This is a genomic window from Cryptosporangium japonicum, from assembly GCF_039524755.1.
Classification (GTDB): Bacteria; Actinomycetota; Actinomycetes; order Mycobacteriales; family Cryptosporangiaceae; genus Cryptosporangium; species Cryptosporangium japonicum.
On the sequence record NZ_BAAAGX010000015.1, the window covers coordinates 89,995 to 105,994 of the forward strand.

Below are 16,000 nucleotides of genomic sequence, written 5' to 3' on the forward strand. Positions count from 1 at the left end.
GCCATGAGAACCCCGGCGACCGGCTCGCTCCTCACCGGAGCGGTGCCGATCGCCGGTGCCCAGGCCCCGTCCCGGGTCGTGTTCGGTCCGCACGAGACCAACCTGGCCCGGGGCCGGGCGCTGGGCGACCGCGCGTGCGCCTACTACGCGGCCCGCGCGGCCGGGGGCGCCGGCGTGCTGATCACCGAGATCGCGTCGGTGACGCCGGACGACTGGCCGTACGAACGGGCGCCGCTGGCCTCCGCGTGCGCGCCGGGGTGGGCCGCGATCGCGGACGCCTGCCGGCCGCACGGCACCCTCGTGCTGGCCGGGCTCGGTCACGCCGGGCTGCAGGGGTCGAGCGCCTACTCCCAGTCGGTGCTGTGGGGGCCCTCCGCGGTGGCCGACGTCGTGACGCGTGAGCAGCCCGCGGTGCTGGAACCCGCGGAGATCCGCGCCGTCCTCGACGGGTTCGCCGCGGCCGCGGCGCTCGCCGTCTCCGCCGGCCTCGACGGCGTCGAGCTCAACGCCGGCACGTACTCTCTCGTGCGCCAGTTCCTCTCCGGTCTCACGAACACGCGGTCGGACGCGTACGGCGTGGACCGTGCCCGCTTCCTGCGGGACCTGATCGCCTCGGTCCGGGCCGTCCTCGGCCCGGACCGGGTGCTCGCGCTGCGCCTCTCCGCGGACGAGGACGCTCCGTGGGCGGGCATCACGCCGGCGTTCGCCGCCTCCGTGGTCGACGAGGTGGCCGACACCGTCGACCTGCTGACGGTCATGCGCGGCGGGTTCTACTCGTCGACGCGGTACCGGCCGGTGGCGCGGGTGGAGCCCGGGTTCAACCGGGAGCTGTGCCGCGCGATGCGTACCGCGGCGGCCGGGCGGGTGCCGGTCGTGCTGCAGGGCAGCGTCGTCTCCCCGGTGATGGCCCAGGAGGCGCTGGACGCCGGGGTGTGCGACCTGGTCGAGATGACCCGGGCGCAGATCGCCGAGCCGCGGCTGGTGGCGATGGTGCGGGCCGGGTGGGGCGAGCGGATCCGGCCGTGTCTGCTGTGCAACCAGGCGTGCCAGGTGCGCGACGTCCGCAACCCGATCGTGAGTTGTGTGGTGGAGCCCGGAGCGGGCCACGAGCTGACCGAACCGTCCGTCGAGGCCACCGACGTGGAGCCGGGCACGGAGGTGCTCGTCGTCGGGGGAGGGCCGGCGGGGCTCGAGGCCGCGCGTGTGCTCGCGTCACGGGGGCACCGGGTGCGGCTGGCCGAGCGCTCCGGGCGGCTCGGCGGTGCGCTCCGCGCCGCCGCGGTCGGCCCCGGCCGCGAGCGGCTGGCGACGTTCACCCGCTGGCAGGAGGCGGAGTGCCGCGCGCTCGGCGTGCGCGTCGCGCTGCACACCGAGGTGACCCCGGCCGAGGTGGCCGCCGCCGGGATCCCGGTGATCCTGGCCACCGGCTCCCGCCCGGCCACCCCCGACCGCACCACCGCCTGGCGGACCGCCGAACCCGCGGTGGTGATCGACGTCGCGGACCTCCTGGCCGGGCGTGTGGAACGGCCGGCCGGGCCCGTCGTCGTGAACGACCCGGTCGGCGGCCCGGTCGGGGTCGGCGTCGCCGAGTTCCTCGCCGCCACCGGGGCCACCGTGCACGTCGTCACACCCGATTCGGTCCTCGGCGCACGCACCCCCGAGCTCGCCGACGCCAACTTCCGGCTCGAAGCGCTCGGCGTCCGCCGGGAACTGCGCACCCGCATCCACGCCGTGCGGGCCGGCGAGGCCGAGCTCGAGCACGTCTGGACCGGTGCGCGCCGTACGGTCGCCTGCGCCGCGATCGTCGACTGCGGCCACCGCCTGCCCGACGAGACCTTCGCGACCGTCGAACCCGCCACCACCGTCCGAGCCGGCGACTGCGTCGCTCCCCGCACGCTGCTGGAAGCAGTGCTCGAAGGGCGCCGAGCCGCCACCCGAACTCGCGGGGCATCGGCCCCGCGTCTCAGCACTGCGCGTGACATCGATTACCGCGCAGTGGACCCCCACCGAAATACGCAATACAGATAGAGGAGGCGCGCGATGGGGCGTGTCACAGGAAAAGTTGCCTTCATTACCGGTGCCGCACGCGGCCAGGGTCGTAGCCACGCGATCCGGCTCGCCGAGGAGGGCGCCGACATCATCGCCGTGGATCTGTGCGGGCCGGTCCGCAACGTGCCCTACCCGGCCGCCACCAGCGACGACCTCGCCGAGACGGTGAAGCTCGTCGAGGCACTGGACCGCCGCGTCATCGCGACCCAGGTCGACACCCGCGACCGCGCCGCGCTGAAGACCGCGATCGACGACGGCGTCGCGCAGCTCGGCAAGCTCGACATCGTCGTCGCGAACGCCGGCATCTGCATCATCGGCGGCTGGGACCAGATCACGCCCGAGGTCTGGCAGGACACGCTCGACGTCAACCTGACCGGCACCTGGAACACCGTCCAGCTCGCGGCGCCGCACCTGATCGCCAACGGCGGCGGGTCGATCATCATGACCAGCTCGGCCGCCGGCCTCAAGGGCCTGCCGTTCCTGACGCCGTACGTCGCCAGCAAGTTCGGCGTCACCGGCCTCGGCAAGGCGTTCGCGCACGAGCTGGCCGAGCACCACATCCGGGTCAACACACTGCACCCGACCGGCGTGGAAACCCCGATGGGCAGCAGCGAGGGAACGTCGGCGTTCGGCGAGCTGCTGGCCGCCCACCCCACGCTCGGCGGCATGCTCGCGAACAGCCTGCCGATCGAGACCACCCAGCCGGTGGACCAGAGCAACGCGGTGCTGTTCCTCGCGTCCGACGAAGCCCGGTACATCACCGCGCTGAGCATGACCGTCGACGCCGGCAACACCCAGTACTAGGAGGCAGAAACCATGGGACGTGTTGAGGGAAAAGTCGCCTTCATCACCGGCGCCGCCCGCGGCCAGGGCCGTAGCCACGCGTTACGGCTCGCTCAGGAAGGCGCCGACATCATCGCGGTCGACGTCGCCGAGGACATCCCCAGCGTCACCCGCTTCTACCCGGGTGCCACCGAGGCCGACCTCGCCGAGACCGTCAAGCAGGTCGAAGCCCTCGACCGGCGGATCATCGCCAGCAAGGTCGACGTCCGCGACTACGCGGCCCTGAAGAACGCCCTCGACGCCGGCGTCGCCGAGCTCGGCCACGTCGACATCGTCAGCGCGAACGCCGGCATCTTCCTGCACAGCGACAAGACGCACGAGGTCAGCGACAGCGACTGGGACGACGTGCTGGACATCAACCTCAAGGGCGTCTGGCACACGGTCAAGGCCGCGATCCCGCACCTGATCGCGCAGGGCACCGGCGGCTCGATCGTGCTCACCAGCTCGACCGCCGGCATCAAGGGCACGCCGAACGTCGCGCCCTACACCGCGAGCAAGCACGGCGTCGTCGGGCTGATGAAGACGCTCGCGTTGGAACTGGCCGAGCACAACATCCGCGTCAACAGCATCCACCCGACCGGGGTGGCCACCGACATGATCCTCAACGAGACGACATTCAAGCTGTTCCTGCCGGACCAGGAGCACCCGACGCAGGAGCAGGCCGCGCCGGTGTTCCAGAGCACGAACGCGCTGCCGGTGCCGTGGGTCGAGCCCATCGACATCAGCAACGCGCTGCTGTTCCTCGCCTCCGACGAGGCCCGGTACGTCACCGGTCTCGAGTTGAAGGTCGACGCGGGATACACCACGAAGTAAGACCCTCGGCCGGCCCCGGCGACGGGGCCGGCCACCGTCAAAGGATAACGAATGACCACATACGCCACCCCTGACGTGGTCGCGGCCCGGGGCCGGGTCGGTGCCCGGCTGGTCGGCCGGGAACGTGAGCTCGACCTGGTGCTCGCCGCCGTCGCGGCCGGCCGGGACATCGTCCTGGAAGGTCCGCCCGGCACCAGCAAGACGACGATGCTCACCGCGATCACGGCCGAGTGGGGCATCCCGCTGCTGTTCGTCGAGGGCAACGCCGACCTCACCCCGGCCAAGCTGGTCGGCCACCACAACCCGGCACGGGTGCTCAAAGAGGACTACAGCGCGGACAACTTCGTTCCCGGTCCGCTCTCCGAGGCGATGCGCCAGGGCGGCTTCCTCTACATCGAGGAGTTCAACCGCGCTCCCGACGACACGCTGAACACGCTGCTCACCGCGATGGCCGACCGGCGGCTCTCGATCCCGCGGGTGGGCACGATCGAGGCGCGGCCGACGTTCCGGATCATCGCGTCGATGAACCCGTACGACAACGTGGGCACGACGCGGCTGTCCTCCAGCGTCCACGACCGGTTGTGCCGGCTCGCCGTCGACTACCAGAACGACGACGCCGAACGCGGGATCGTCGCGCTGCGCACCGGGTGCCAGGCCGACTCCGACCTGGTGGCCGACGCGGTCGCCGTCACCAGGGCCACCCGCGAGCACCCCGACGTGCGCCAGGGCTCCAGCGTCCGCGGCGCGATCGACCTCGCGCTCGTCGCGATACAGCTCGGCACGCTGCGCGGCCTCGCGGTCGACGGGGACGTGACCCGCGCGTCCACCGACCCGTACGCGCAGCTCTTCCTCGACGCGATGCTGGTCGCCCTCTCGGGTCGGATCCACCTCGACGAGGCCGCCGACACGACACCGGAGCGGGTCGTCCGGGAGCTCTGGGAGGACCGGTTCATCCTCCAGCCCGCGGCGGCGCAGCCGGGTTGAAGAGCCGTCGAGGCGGACTCACCGGTCACGAGACAGCGGAATACGAACGGCCGGGGCCGACCGCTCAAGCGCAAACCGAAGCAGCTCGACGAGGAGCCGACGGAGTTCCGCCCGTCGCGGTCGTCGAGCGGCTCGGGACGGGTGCTCACCGGGCGCGGCAGGCCGACGAGGAACGCACCGCAGCTGCCGGGCAGTGTCGCGCCGGGGACGACCGACGAGGACGCCGCGCACGTGGTTCTCGACCCGGACGCGAACGGGCCGGATCCGGTGGTGCGGGCCCGGGCCCGGGAGATCGCGGCCCGGTTGTCGCTGCGTCGTCCGCGCCGGGACCGGCGCACGCACCGGGGCGTCGGTAGCCTGGCGTCGCTCCCGTACCGGGACGGCTCCGCCGACCTGGACCTCGATCGCACCCTCGACGCGCTGATCGGCAACCCCGACGAGGCCGACGAGGAGTCGGGCGTCGACCGGCGCATCATCGTGCGTGAACGGGTACAGACCCGGCGGTCGGTCGTGCTCGTCGTCGACGTGTCGGGGTCGATGAAGGGCGAGCGCATCCGGACCGCGGCGGCCACCGTGGGCGCGGTCGCCGGTGAACTCGCCGACGACGACCTCGCGGTGATCGCGTTCTGGTCGGACGCGGCCGTGCTGCATCCGCTGGGGCGGGCGGCACGCCCGATCGACCTGCTCGATCTGCTGCTGTCGGTGCCGGCGCGAGGACTGACGAACGTCGGTTTCCCGCTCCAGCTGGCCGCGCGCGAGCTGGCCCGGGTACCGGCCCGCGACGCCCGGGTGCTCCTGCTCTCGGACTGCGTGCACAACGCCGGCCCCGACCCGCGCCCGCTGGCCGCCCGGCTGCCGCGCCTGGACGTGCTGCTCGACGTCGGCACGCCGCCGGGGGAGCACGACCTGGAGCTCGGCCGGGACCTGGCCCACGCCGGCCGCGGACGGCTCCGGCCGATCCACTCCCACCGGGACGTGGCGCCCGCGCTGTCGTCGATCTTCGGGTCCTGACGTGGTTTCGCTGGCGACTCCGCTGCGACTGGGTCGGCTGACCCTCCGCAACCGGGTCGTGTTCTCGGCGCACCTGACGAACTTCGCCGTCGACGGCGAGGTGACCGACCAGCACGTCGCCTACTACGCGGCCCGGGCGGCGGGCGGGGCCGGGCTGGTCGTCACCGAGGAGCACACCGTGCACCCCTCGGACCGGGCCTACGAGAAGACGATCCGCGGCTACCGGGACCAGCCGGGCCACCGGGCGCTCACCCGCGCCGTGCATGCCGCCGGTGCCGCGGTGTTCGCGCAGCTCAACCACAACGGTGGACAGTCGTCGGGGTTGTATACCCGGCAGCCGGTGCTGGCGCCCAGCCCGGTGCCCGACGCCCTGTTCCGCGAGGTGCCCCGGCCGCTCTCCGCGGCGGACATCGCGGACATCGTCGCCGGTTACGCCGTGACGGCGGTGCGGTGCGTCGAGGGCGGGTTCGACGGGGTCGAGTTGCAGGCGTCGCACTCGTCGCTGATCCGGCAGTTCCTGTCCGGGGCGACGAACCACCGCACCGACGCCTACCGGGAGCGGTTCCGCTTCCTGGGCGAGGTGATCGCGGCGGTGCGGGCGGCGATCGGGCCGTCGCCGGTGCTGGGGGTGCGGCTCGGCGGCGACGAGATGATCGAGGCCGGGATCACCGTCGACGAGGCCGTGGCCACGGCCCGGGCGGTCGAGGCCACCGGGCAGGTCGACTACCTGAACACCTCGATCGGGCTGGCGACCGAGACGCTCTTCCTGATCCAGGCGAGCATGCGCGTGCCGCCGCGGTACGCACTGCACATCCCGGCCGCGCTGCGGGCGGCGGTGGCGCTGCCGGTCGTCGGCGTGGGGCGGTTCAAGAGCCCGGCCCAGGCCGAGAAGGCGCTGCGGGAGGGGGCGGCGGACCTGATCGGCGCGGTCCGGGCGCAGATCGCGGATCCGTCCTGGCTCTCCGCCGGGGAAGAGGCGCGCACCTGCTTGTCGTGCAACCAGGAGTGCGTGGGGCGGGTCGGCTTCAACCGTTGGATCGGCTGCGTGGTGAACCCCGCCGCCGGCCACGAGGCCGCGCCGTCGGGGGCGTCCCGGCTGGTGGGCGCGCCCCGGCGCCGGAAGCGGGTGGTGGTCGTCGGCGGCGGGCCGGCCGGGATGCGTGCCGCGGTGACCGCGGCCGAGCGGGGGCACGCCGTCACCCTGTACGAACGGTCGGAGCAGCTCGGCGGGGTGGTGCCGCTCGCCGCGTCGGTGCCGAGCCGGGCCGAGTTCGGGGAGCTGACCCGCTCGCTGGCGNNGTCCTTCCCGGCATCGTCGAGCCGGAGGGCCTCGTCGTCGCCAGCCGCCCGCTCCCCGAGCCGGGCCCGGGCCAGGTGCGCCTCGGCGTCGAGGCGAGCCCGGAGGCGCTGCGCGCCGCGGCGCCGGACGCGCTCGTGCTCGCGACCGGCGCGCGGCCGGTGCGGCCGGCGTGGGGCGCCTCGCCCCGGGTGGTCGACGTCCGGCTGGTGCTGTCCGGGCGCGTGGCCCCGTCGGGGAACGTGCTGGTCTACGACGAACTCGGGTTCCACGAGGGCACGTCGGTGGCCGAGCTCCTGGCCGACCGGGGGTGCCGGGTGGAGATCGCCACGCCGGGCATGATCGTCGGACAGGACCTGGGCGTCACGCTGGACCTGGAGCTCTGGACGATCGCGGCCGCGTCGCGCGGGGTGGTGTGCACCCCGGACGTGACCGTGTCGTCCGCGGACGAGGAGCGCGGGGGCCTGCGTGTGGTGCTGGCCCACCATCCGACCGGCGCCCAGCGGGTCCGCACCGTCGACTGGGTCGTGACCTCCGTGCACCCGCGCGCCGACGACACGCTCTGGCGCGCGCTGCGTAACGCTCCCTTCCCGGTGCACCGGATCGGCGACTGCCTGGCCCCCCGACGCGCCCACGCCGCCGTGCTGGAGGGTGAGCGCGTGGCGGCGGCGCTGTGAGCCTCGGCCGGGCCCCGGTGGTGGTGGGCGCCGGAGGCGGGCTGCTGGGCGGCTCGCCCCGGGCGGTGCGCGCGCTGCTCGCCGACGTGGCCGACGCGCTCGGGGGCGAGGTGGGGGCCAGCCGGGCGCTCGTGGACGCGGGCTGGTTCGGCCCCGAGCGGCTCGTCGGCGCGTCCGGCGTCACGATCGCCCCGGTGCTTTACCTGGGGTTCGGTGTCGCGGGCACCACGTACCACGAGATCGGCGATCCGGTGCACGTGATCGCGGTGAACACCGACCCGGCGGCCCCGCTGCTGGCGCGCGCCACGCTGCCGCTGTGCACCGACGCCGCCGCGCTCCTGGCCGAACTGGCCCCGCGCCTGCGTGGCACGCGTCGGGGCATCCGGGCGGACGTCCGCTCGCCCGACGTCCGCTCGCCCGACGTCCGCCGGTCGAGGGGGACGGTGACCGAGCGGCTGCGGGCGGTCACCGGGGTGCCCATCGGGCCGGTGCGGGCCGTCCCGCCGGCCAGTGCGGCGCAGGCCGCCTCCGCGGTCCTCGCCTACCTGGAAGAATGCTGCGGATGAGCGAACTGGCCGACCGCGTGTGGCCGGAGATCACCGGCGCGGGTGTCCTGGCGATCCCGGTGGGGTCGACCGAGCAGCACGGCCCGCACCTCCCGTTCTCCACCGACACCGACGTGGCCGTGGCGCTCGCCCGCGCGCTCGCCGCACGGCGCGAGGACGTGCTGGTCGCGCCGGCGATGCCGTACGGGTCGTCGGGGGAGCACCAGGGTTTCCCCGGCACGCTCTCGATCGGACCGTCGGCCATCGAGACCGTGCTGCTCGAGCTCGGACGCTCGGCCACCGAGACGTTCGGCCGCATCCTGTTCGTCTCCGGCCACGGCGGCAACGCGATCCCGGTGAACCGGGCGGTGCGCCGGCTGCGGAGCGAGGGCCGTGACGCGCTGGCCTGGGCGCCGCGCTGGCGCGGGGACGCCCACGCGGGACGCACCGAGACGTCCGTGCAGCTGGCCCTGGACCCCGCACGGGTGCGCCTGGACCGGGCGTCCCCGGGCAACACCGCTGCGCTCGCCGAGCTGCTGCCGGTGATGCGTGAGCAGGGCCTCCGGCCGGTCACCGAGAACGGCGTCCTGGGTGACCCGTCCGGCGCCGACGCCGACGAGGGCGCCCGGCTGCTCACCGAGGCCACCGACGACCTGGCGACCACGGTGTCCCGCTGGCTCGGCGAGGACGGCGTCTAACGGGGGCTAGCAACCTTTCCGCGTCCGGCGGCGTACTTGGTGGGCGACGGAAGGAGTTGCCCGTGCGCGGGAAACCGCAAGCCTTCGCCGGCCTGGAAGAGTTCGTCGCCGACCGTGGTGACGCCCTGCTGGCGACGGCGATCCTCCTGGCCGGCGGCCGGGACGCCGGCCAGGACCTGCTCCAGGCCGCCATCGAGCGCGTGATGCGTCGCTGGCACACGATCGACGGCGACCCCGAGGGGTACGTGCGCCGGATCCTGTACCACCTCGCGGTCGACACCTGGCGCCGCCGGAGCCGGCGCCCCGAAGTGCTCACCGCGGTCGACACCGAAGCCGTCCCGGACGGCACCGCGACGCTCGACCTGCGTGACGCGCTCCTCCGCGCGCTGGCGCAACTGCCGCCGAAGCAGCGGGCGGTGCTGGTGCTCCGGTTCTTCGAGCACCTGACCGAGGCCGAGGCGGCCGAGCAGCTGGGCTGCTCGATCGGCACGGTGAAGTCCGCGACGTCACGTGGGCTGGCCCGGCTGCGAGAACTCACGAACGACTGGGCCGTCGAGCGGCCCCGCACCACGAACGGAGCACGGGCATGAGGCTGGACGAGGAACTGTCGGTCGCGATGCGGTCCCGGGTCGCGGGGGTGCGCCTGGACGGCGCGGCGCTGGTGGCGGCGGCCGAGCGGGCCCACCGCCGGCGGCGCACCGCACGCCGGGGGGTGGCGCTCGCGGTGGGAGGCCTCACGCTGGCCGCGTCGGTGACCGGCGTCGCCCTGCTGTCCGGGACCCCGCCGACGGGAACGCCGACGGCACCGGCGCCGGCCGAGGTGACGGTGCGGCCGGTCGGCTACGTGGTGGCGCAGGCCAGCGACGCGATCGACCGGAACAAGTCGAAGGTCACGTACGTGCGGACGCGCACCACCGCGAACGGCGAGACCCGCGACGAGGAACAGTGGTGGGACGGCGCGACCGGCGACTGGCGTCGGCACGGCGACGGCGTCGACGCACTGATCACCCACACCGGGGAGCGGGCGACGTTCACGGTGATCGACCACACCACACGCACGTGGTGGGCCATCACGTACCGGGCCGACAGCAACTCCGAGGGGTGGTCGAAGGAGGACATCCAGGCGGCCCTGCGGAAAGAGGGCGCGTTCGCACTCGTCGGGGAGGAGTCGCTGGACGGGCGGGCCACCGTGCATCTGCGGTCGGTGGTCGAGCGCCGGGGCTCGGCGATCGACCTGTGGGTCGACGCGTCGAGCTACGACCTGGTGCGCACGGTCGAGCGGTACACGCCGTCGGGCGGTTCCACCGCTGACGTCAGTACCTGGGACTACACGTTCGTGCCCCGCTCCGAGGCGGAGCTGGAACGGTTCCGCCTGGAGCCACCGGCCGACTACCGGCGCGACCAGTCGGACGCTCCGCAGAAGTCCGGCGCCGAGCCCGCGAAGTAGCGCGGCGCTCGAGATGCGGGGTGGCCGGGGCGGTGATCTGATGTCGGAGAAGGTCAGATACGACCGTTCCGAGTGAAGGGGGAACTATGGCCACGGGTGTCGCTTCGGTATGGGTTCCGGTGGACGACATGGAGCGGGCCGTCGGGTTCTACCGCGACGTGCTCGGCCTGGAGCTGACCGATCAGCAGCCGCAGTGGAGCGAGCTCGACGCGGGCGGCCTGCGGATCGGGCTGAACGCCCGGGAGGGGGTGTCCCAGCACGCCGACGGCGGTGCGGTGATCAGCTTCCGCCCGGACGGCGAGCTGGAGTCCGAAGTGGATCGCCTGCGTGGCGCCGGGGTGCGGTTCACCGGCGACATCAGCGACCACGAGTGGGGCCGGATCGTGCCGTTCAAGGACAGCGAGGGCAACGACCTGCAGCTGTACGCGCCGCCGCGCCACTGATCCCCGGTGTCCCGCCGCCGTACTCAGCGGCGGCGGGACACGGCGGCGAGCACCGACGAGACCACCAGGCCCAGGCTCAGCCCGGCCACTGTTCCCAGCCACGGCGTCTCCGCGAACGCGACGCCGCCCACGTACCCGAGCAGCGCCGTGACCACGGCCCACGCCGCGGTCGCCACCGCCGTCCAGGCGGTGAACCGGCGCAGCGGGTAGCGCCCCGCGCCGCACGCCAGCGTCACCGCGAGCCGTCCGCACGGGATGAAACGGCCGGTCAGGATCACCACCCCGGCGCCGCTCCCGAGCCGTCCGGCGGCCCGCTCCGCCAGCGACGAGAGCCACCGGCCCAGCCGCCCGAGCCGACGCACCCGCCCGCCGGTGTCCGCCGGACCGCGGCCCAGGAGCAGGCGGCCCAGCCCGTACGCGATGTGGTCGCCGACGAACGCCCCGACCGCGGCCGCGAGCACGATGACGAGGAGCACCGGCCGCCCCGACACCGCGAACGACGACGCGGCGATCACGGCCGACTCCGACGGCACCACGGGCGCGAACCCGTCCAGCAGGGTCAGCCCGAACACCAGCGGGTAGACGACGGGCGAGGTCAGGAGCTCCAGGTGCATGCCACCAGCGTGCCGACCGGCGGCCCGCCGGTCGTCACGCTGCGCGGTGGTGCGTCCCTGGCTCCGGAGGGCTAGGGACGAACCCTCAGACGTCCGCGACCGGCTGCGCGAACTGCGCCGAGTACAGCCGCGCGTAGGCGCCCTCGGCCGCGAGCAGGTCGGTGTGGGTGCCCTGCTCGACGATGCTGCCGTTCTCCATCACCAGGATCAGGTCGGCGTCGCGGATGGTGGAGAGGCGGTGCGCGATCACGAAGCTCGTGCGGCCCTGACGGAGCGAGCTCATGGCCTGCTGGATCAGCAGCTCGGTGCGGGTGTCGACCGAGCTGGTGGCCTCGTCGAGGATCAGGATCGCCGGTTCGGCCAGGAACGCACGGGCGATCGTGATCAGCTGCCGTTCGCCGGCGGAGACGCTCGAGCCCTCCTCGTCGAGCACCGTGTCGTAGCCGTCGGGCAGCGTCCGGACGAAGTGGTCGACGTGGGTGGCGACCGCGGCGTCCTCGATCTCCGCCTGGGTGACGTCCCGCCGGGAGCCGTAGGCGATGTTGTCGGCGATCGTGCCGCCGAACAGCCAGGCGTCCTGCAGCACCATGCCGGTCGCGGCACGCAGATCGGCCCGCGACATCGATGCGATGTCGACGCCGTCGAGCGTGATCCGCCCTCCGGTGACCTCGTAGAAGCGCATCAGCAGGTTGACGAGCGTGGTCTTGCCGGCACCGGTGGGGCCGACGATCGCGACGGTCTGCCCGGGGTCGACGCTCAGCGACAGGTCGTCGATCAACGGCTTGTCGGGCGCGTAGCGGAAGCTCACGTGCTCGAACTCCACCCGGCCGCGGACGCGCTCGGGCGTGGCCGGCGTCTCCGGGTCGGGGTCCTGCTCGTGCGCGTCGAGCAGCGCGAACACCCGCTCCGCCGACGCGACGCCCGACTGCAGCAGGTTGGCCATGCTCGCCACCTGCGTGAGCGGCTGACTGAACTGCCGCGAGTACTGGATGAACGCCTGCACCTCGCCGAGGGTCAGCGCACCCGACGCCACCCGCAGCGCACCGACGACCGCCACCAGCACGTAGTTGACGTTGCCGATGAACATCATCGCCGGCTGGATCAGGCCGGAGATGAACTGCGCCCGGTAGCTGGACTGGAACAGCGCCTCGTTCTGGGCCTGGAAGACCGCGCGCGTCTCGTCCTGCCGGCCGAACGCCTTGACCAGCGCGTGACCGGTGAACGCCTCTTCGACGTGGCCGTTGAGCTTGCCGGTGGTGGACCACTGACCGATGAACTGCGGCCGGGCCCGCTTGCCGATCACCCCGGCGACCCAGGTGGACAGCGGGATCGTGATCAGCGCGATCAGGGCCAGCAGCGGGGAGATCCAGAACATCAGGCCGAGCACGCCGACGATCGTGAACAGCGAGATGATCACCTGGCTCAGCGTCTGCTGCAGGGTCTGGGCCAGGTTGTCGATGTCGTTGGTGACGCGGGACAGGATCTCGCCGCGCGGCTGGCGGTCGAAGTAGTTGAGCGGGAGCCGCGCGAGTTTGGACTGGGTGTCCTCGCGGAGGCGGTAGACCACGCGCTGGACGATCGTCGTCGTGACCCGGCCCTGCAGCAGCGCGAACAGCGACGCGACCAGGTAGATGCCGAGCACGATCAGCAGCACCCGGCCGACCGCGCCGAAGTCGATGCCCTGGCCGGGGACGACGTCGATGTGGCTGATCAGGTCGGCCATGGTGGTCTCGCCGCGGTCGCGCAGGGCCTCGACGGCCTGCTCCTTGGTGAGACCGGCGGGGAGTTGGCGGCCGATTACGCCGGCGAAGATCAGGTCGGTGGCGTGGCCGAGGATCTTCGGGCCGGTCACCGAGAGCGCGACGCTGGTGGCGGCCAGCGCGAGGCCGAGGCCCATCAGCGGGCGCTCGGGGCGGAGCGTGGCGAGCAGGCGTCGGCTGGAGCTCTTGAAGTCCAGCGCCTTCTCGCCGGGGCCCGACATGAACCGGGCCGGGCCCGGGCCGGGAGCCCCACCGGGCCCGCGGGCGGCGCTCGGCCGCTCCCCGACGGCGGTGGCGACCCCGCCGTCGGCACTCTTCGCGCTGCCGTTCGGGCTGGTTCCGTTGGTCGACGGGCCGGTCATGCTGCCGCCTCCTGGGCGGTGAGCTGGGACAGGACGATTTCGCGGTAGGTGTCGTTGGTCTCCAGCAGCTCGGCGTGGGTGCCGGTGCCGACGACACGGCCCCGGTCGAGCACGACGATGCGGTCGGCCGTGCGGATCGTGCTGACCCGCTGGGCGACGATCACGACCGTCGCGTCGGTGGTCTCGCGGGCCAGCGCGGCACGCAGCGCGGCGTCGGTGGCGTAGTCGAGCGCCGAGAACGAGTCGTCGAACAGGTAGATCTCCGGCTCGTGCACGAGCGCACGCGCGATCGCGAGCCGCTGCCGCTGCCCGCCGGACACGTTCGACCCACCCTGCGCGATCGGCGCGTCGAGCCCCTCGGGCAGGCCACGCACGAACGACGCCGCCTGCGCGATCTCCAGCGCGTGCCAGAGCTGCTCATCGGTGGCCTCGGGGTTGCCGTACCGCAGGTTCGACGCGATCGTGCCGGTGAACAGGTACGGCCGCTGCGGTACCAGCCCGATGACCCGGGACAGGTCGGCCGGGTCGAGCTCGCGCACGTCGACCCCGTCGACCAGCACGGCCCCCGCGGTGACGTCGGCCAGCCGGGGGATCAGGTTCAGCAACGTGGTCTTGCCGGCTCCGGTGCTGCCGATGATCGCGGTGACCTCACCGGGGCCGGCGACCAGATCGACGTCGCACAGGATCGGGTGCTCGGCGCCGGGGAACTGGAACGAGGCGCCGCGCAGCTCCAACCGGCCGCGCGCCTCGGGCAGCGGGGTGGCCGCCGACGGGGGCACCACCGTGGTGTCGGTGTCGAGTACCTCGCTGAGCCGCTCCGCGCCCACCTGCGCCCTCGGCGCCATCATGAACATGAACGTGGCCATCATGACCGACATCAGCGTCTGCATCAGGTAGCTCAGGAACGCGGTCAGCGCCCCGATCTGCATGTCGCCGGAGTCGATGCGGTGCCCGCCGAACCAGAGCACGGCCACACTCGACACGTTCACGACCACCATCACCGACGGGAACATCACCGACAGCAGCCGGCCGACGCGCAGCGACACGTCGTAGAGCTCGTCGTTGGCCTCGGCGAACCGCGTGCGCTCGTACGGCTCGCGGACGAACGCCCGGATCACCCGGATGCCGCTGATCTGCTCGCGCAGCACCCGGTTGATGTCGTCGAGCTTGACCTGCATGATCCGGAACTGCGGCCCCAGCCGGGCGATGACCACGCCGATGACCGCGACCAGCACCGGCAGCGCGACCAGCAGGATCGACCCCAGCGGCACGTCCTGGCGCAGGGCGAGCAGGATGCTGCCGACACACATCACCGGGGCGGCGATCACCATCGTCAGCGTCATCACGACCAGCATCTGCACCTGCTGGACGTCGTTGGTGATGCGGGTGATCAGCGACGGGGTGCCGAACGTGCCGACCTCCCGGGCCGAGAACGACTGCACCCGGTCGAACACCGCGCCGCGCACGTCGCGCCCGAGGGCCATCGCGACCTTCGCGCCGACGTAGACCGCGCCCACCGCACAGACGATCTGCCCGACGCTGATCGCCAGCATGAGGCCGCCGATGCGCATGATGTAGGCGGTGTCGCCCTTCACCACCCCGTAGTCGATGATGTCGGCGTTGAGCGTCGGCAGGTAGAGCATCGCCAGCGTCTGCAGGAACTGCAGCACGACGACCACGGTCAGCGACCGTCGATAAGGACGCAGGTGCGTCCGCAACAGCCTGATCAGCACGGCTCAGCCTCTCGGTGCGGGTGGGACGCGCGCACGCTCGCCTCCAGGTCTCGGGCCGCGGGAGCGACCCGGTCGAGCGCGGTACGCAGGAAGTCAGTCAACGGCAGATCGCTGTCGTCGCGAAGCCAATATTCGCTCGCGGCGCGGATGGCCAGGGCGTACGCGCCGCCGACGACCCGGGCCGAGAGCTGGTCGCAGCCGGTGCGCTGCGCGACGATCTCGGCCAGCGCGAACTCGGTCATGACCGAGTGGCGGAGGTATTCCGACTGCATCGTGGGGGTGGCCGCGATCAGCCGGATCGTCGCCTTGTCGGGGCTTCGGCCCTCGTGGACCTCGAGCAGGGCGCCGGCGATGACGTCGTGGAGCGGCGCATCGGCCGGGCGGGCTCGCGAGGCCCGGTGGAAGAACTCCTCCGCCCAGCGGATCCGCTGCGCGAAGATCGCCTCTTCGCGGCTGGAGTAGTAGTTGTTGAACGTGCGTGCCGAGACGCCCGCCGCCGCCGCGATGTCGTCGACCCGGACGTTCTCCGGCCCGACCTCGCAGGCGAGTTTCCACGCCGCGTCGGCCAGCGCCTCGCGGGTGGCCTGCTTCTTGCGCTCCCGCCAGGTGACCAGGCCGGAGGGGTGCTGCTCGATGGTGACGAACGGGATCTCGCCGTCGGACATGGCCCCACGATAGTCGCGTTCTTGCGGGCTCCGCAAATTTTCGGACTGCGCAATGTGAT

14 protein-coding genes and 1 pseudogene are annotated in these 16,000 nt (G+C 72.9%); 11 read left to right on the forward strand and 4 right to left on the reverse strand.

The genetic code is table 11. The features are described 5' to 3' along the window. Positions 1–3 precede the first annotated feature (3 nt). The 11 genes and pseudogenes from ABD437_RS19290 to ABD437_RS19340 all read left to right on the forward strand — a co-directional run bounded on the left by ABD437_RS19290 (position 4) and on the right by ABD437_RS19340 (position 10,807). Positions 4–2,028, forward strand: a complete 2,025-nt coding sequence (locus ABD437_RS19290; RefSeq protein ID WP_344650257.1) for a mycofactocin system FadH/OYE family oxidoreductase 1 — start codon at positions 4–6, stop codon at positions 2,026–2,028. Between the two features lie 12 nt (positions 2,029–2,040). Next, positions 2,041–2,853 carry a mycofactocin-coupled SDR family oxidoreductase gene (locus tag ABD437_RS19295; protein WP_344650258.1) on the forward strand — a complete coding sequence of 271 codons (813 nt, stop codon included), beginning with the start codon at positions 2,041–2,043 and terminating at the stop codon, positions 2,851–2,853. Positions 2,854–2,865: 12 nt separating this feature from the next. After that, a complete protein-coding gene (locus ABD437_RS19300) occupies positions 2,866–3,705 on the forward strand; it encodes a mycofactocin-coupled SDR family oxidoreductase (protein WP_344650259.1) in 840 nt (279 codons plus the stop codon). 51 nt (positions 3,706–3,756) lie between these two features. After that, entirely contained in the window at positions 3,757–4,689 is a 933-nt protein-coding gene (locus tag ABD437_RS19305; RefSeq protein ID WP_344650260.1) for an AAA family ATPase, read from the forward strand. 141 nt (positions 4,690–4,830) lie between these two features. Beyond that, positions 4,831–5,700 (forward strand): vWA domain-containing protein, encoded by an 870-nt coding sequence (locus ABD437_RS19310; RefSeq protein WP_344650261.1) that lies wholly within the window; start codon positions 4,831–4,833, stop codon positions 5,698–5,700. Position 5,701: 1 nt separating this feature from the next. Then, positions 5,702–7,674 (forward strand): annotated as a pseudogene (locus ABD437_RS19315) (mycofactocin system FadH/OYE family oxidoreductase 2). Continuing rightward, on the forward strand, positions 7,671–8,240 hold the full coding sequence (locus ABD437_RS19320; RefSeq protein ID WP_344650262.1) for an FAD-binding protein: 570 nt from the start codon (positions 7,671–7,673) through the stop codon (positions 8,238–8,240). Before ABD437_RS19315 ends, ABD437_RS19320 begins: the two are co-directional and overlap by 4 nt. Further along, a complete protein-coding gene (gene mftE / locus ABD437_RS19325) occupies positions 8,237–8,917 on the forward strand; it encodes a mycofactocin biosynthesis peptidyl-dipeptidase MftE (protein WP_344650263.1) in 681 nt (226 codons plus the stop codon). Before ABD437_RS19320 ends, mftE begins: the two co-directional genes overlap by 4 nt. Positions 8,918–8,979: 62 nt before the next feature. Beyond that, entirely contained in the window at positions 8,980–9,507 is a 528-nt protein-coding gene (locus ABD437_RS19330) for a SigE family RNA polymerase sigma factor (RefSeq protein ID WP_344650264.1), read from the forward strand. After that, on the forward strand, positions 9,504–10,364 hold the full coding sequence (locus ABD437_RS19335; protein WP_344650265.1) for a hypothetical protein: 861 nt from the start codon (positions 9,504–9,506) through the stop codon (positions 10,362–10,364). The genes ABD437_RS19330 and ABD437_RS19335 overlap by 4 nt, the downstream gene beginning before the upstream one ends. 86 nt (positions 10,365–10,450) lie before the next feature. Next, positions 10,451–10,807 carry a VOC family protein gene (locus ABD437_RS19340; RefSeq protein ID WP_344650266.1) on the forward strand — a complete coding sequence of 119 codons (357 nt, stop codon included), beginning with the start codon at positions 10,451–10,453 and terminating at the stop codon, positions 10,805–10,807. A gap of 23 nt (positions 10,808–10,830) precedes the next feature. Here ABD437_RS19340 and ABD437_RS19345 read toward each other — a convergent pair whose 3' ends face one another. The 4 genes from ABD437_RS19345 to ABD437_RS19360 all read right to left on the reverse strand — a co-directional run bounded on the left by ABD437_RS19345 (position 10,831) and on the right by ABD437_RS19360 (position 15,941). Beyond that, positions 10,831–11,421, reverse strand: a complete 591-nt coding sequence (locus tag ABD437_RS19345; protein ID WP_344650267.1) for a DedA family protein — start codon at positions 11,419–11,421, stop codon at positions 10,831–10,833. 85 nt (positions 11,422–11,506) lie between these two features. Further along, positions 11,507–13,543, reverse strand: a complete 2,037-nt coding sequence (locus tag ABD437_RS19350; RefSeq protein ID WP_425558185.1) for an ABC transporter ATP-binding protein — start codon at positions 13,541–13,543, stop codon at positions 11,507–11,509. Further along, positions 13,540–15,276: an ABC transporter ATP-binding protein gene (locus tag ABD437_RS19355; protein ID WP_344650268.1), complete on the reverse strand. Its 1,737-nt coding sequence runs from the start codon at positions 15,274–15,276 to the stop codon at positions 13,540–13,542. The genes ABD437_RS19350 and ABD437_RS19355 overlap by 4 nt, the downstream gene beginning before the upstream one ends. Continuing rightward, complete coding sequence (locus tag ABD437_RS19360; protein ID WP_344650269.1) at positions 15,270–15,941, reverse strand: TetR/AcrR family transcriptional regulator; 672 nt, start codon at positions 15,939–15,941, stop codon at positions 15,270–15,272. Before ABD437_RS19360 ends, ABD437_RS19355 begins: the two co-directional genes overlap by 7 nt. Positions 15,942–16,000: the final 59 nt, after the last annotated feature.

Bases quoted from the DNA above. Each gene is read 5' to 3' on its own strand.
- ABD437_RS19335 (WP_344650265.1), top strand. From the start codon at position 9,504: ATGAGGCTGGACGAGGAACTGTCGGTCGCGATGCGGTCCCGGGTCGCG.
- ABD437_RS19300 (WP_344650259.1), top strand. From the start codon at position 2,866: ATGGGACGTGTTGAGGGAAAAGTCGCCTTCATCACCGGCGCCGCCCGC.
- ABD437_RS19345 (WP_344650267.1), bottom strand. From the start codon at position 11,421: ATGCACCTGGAGCTCCTGACCTCGCCCGTCGTCTACCCGCTGGTGTTC.
- ABD437_RS19340 (WP_344650266.1), top strand. From the start codon at position 10,451: ATGGCCACGGGTGTCGCTTCGGTATGGGTTCCGGTGGACGACATGGAG.
- ABD437_RS19360 (WP_344650269.1), bottom strand. From the start codon at position 15,941: ATGTCCGACGGCGAGATCCCGTTCGTCACCATCGAGCAGCACCCCTCC.
- ABD437_RS19295 (WP_344650258.1), top strand. From the start codon at position 2,041: ATGGGGCGTGTCACAGGAAAAGTTGCCTTCATTACCGGTGCCGCACGC.
- ABD437_RS19305 (WP_344650260.1), top strand. From the start codon at position 3,757: ATGACCACATACGCCACCCCTGACGTGGTCGCGGCCCGGGGCCGGGTC.
- ABD437_RS19350 (WP_425558185.1), bottom strand. From the start codon at position 13,543: ATGACCGGCCCGTCGACCAACGGAACCAGCCCGAACGGCAGCGCGAAG.
- mftE (WP_344650263.1), top strand. From the start codon at position 8,237: ATGAGCGAACTGGCCGACCGCGTGTGGCCGGAGATCACCGGCGCGGGT.
- ABD437_RS19290 (WP_344650257.1), top strand. From the start codon at position 4: ATGAGAACCCCGGCGACCGGCTCGCTCCTCACCGGAGCGGTGCCGATC.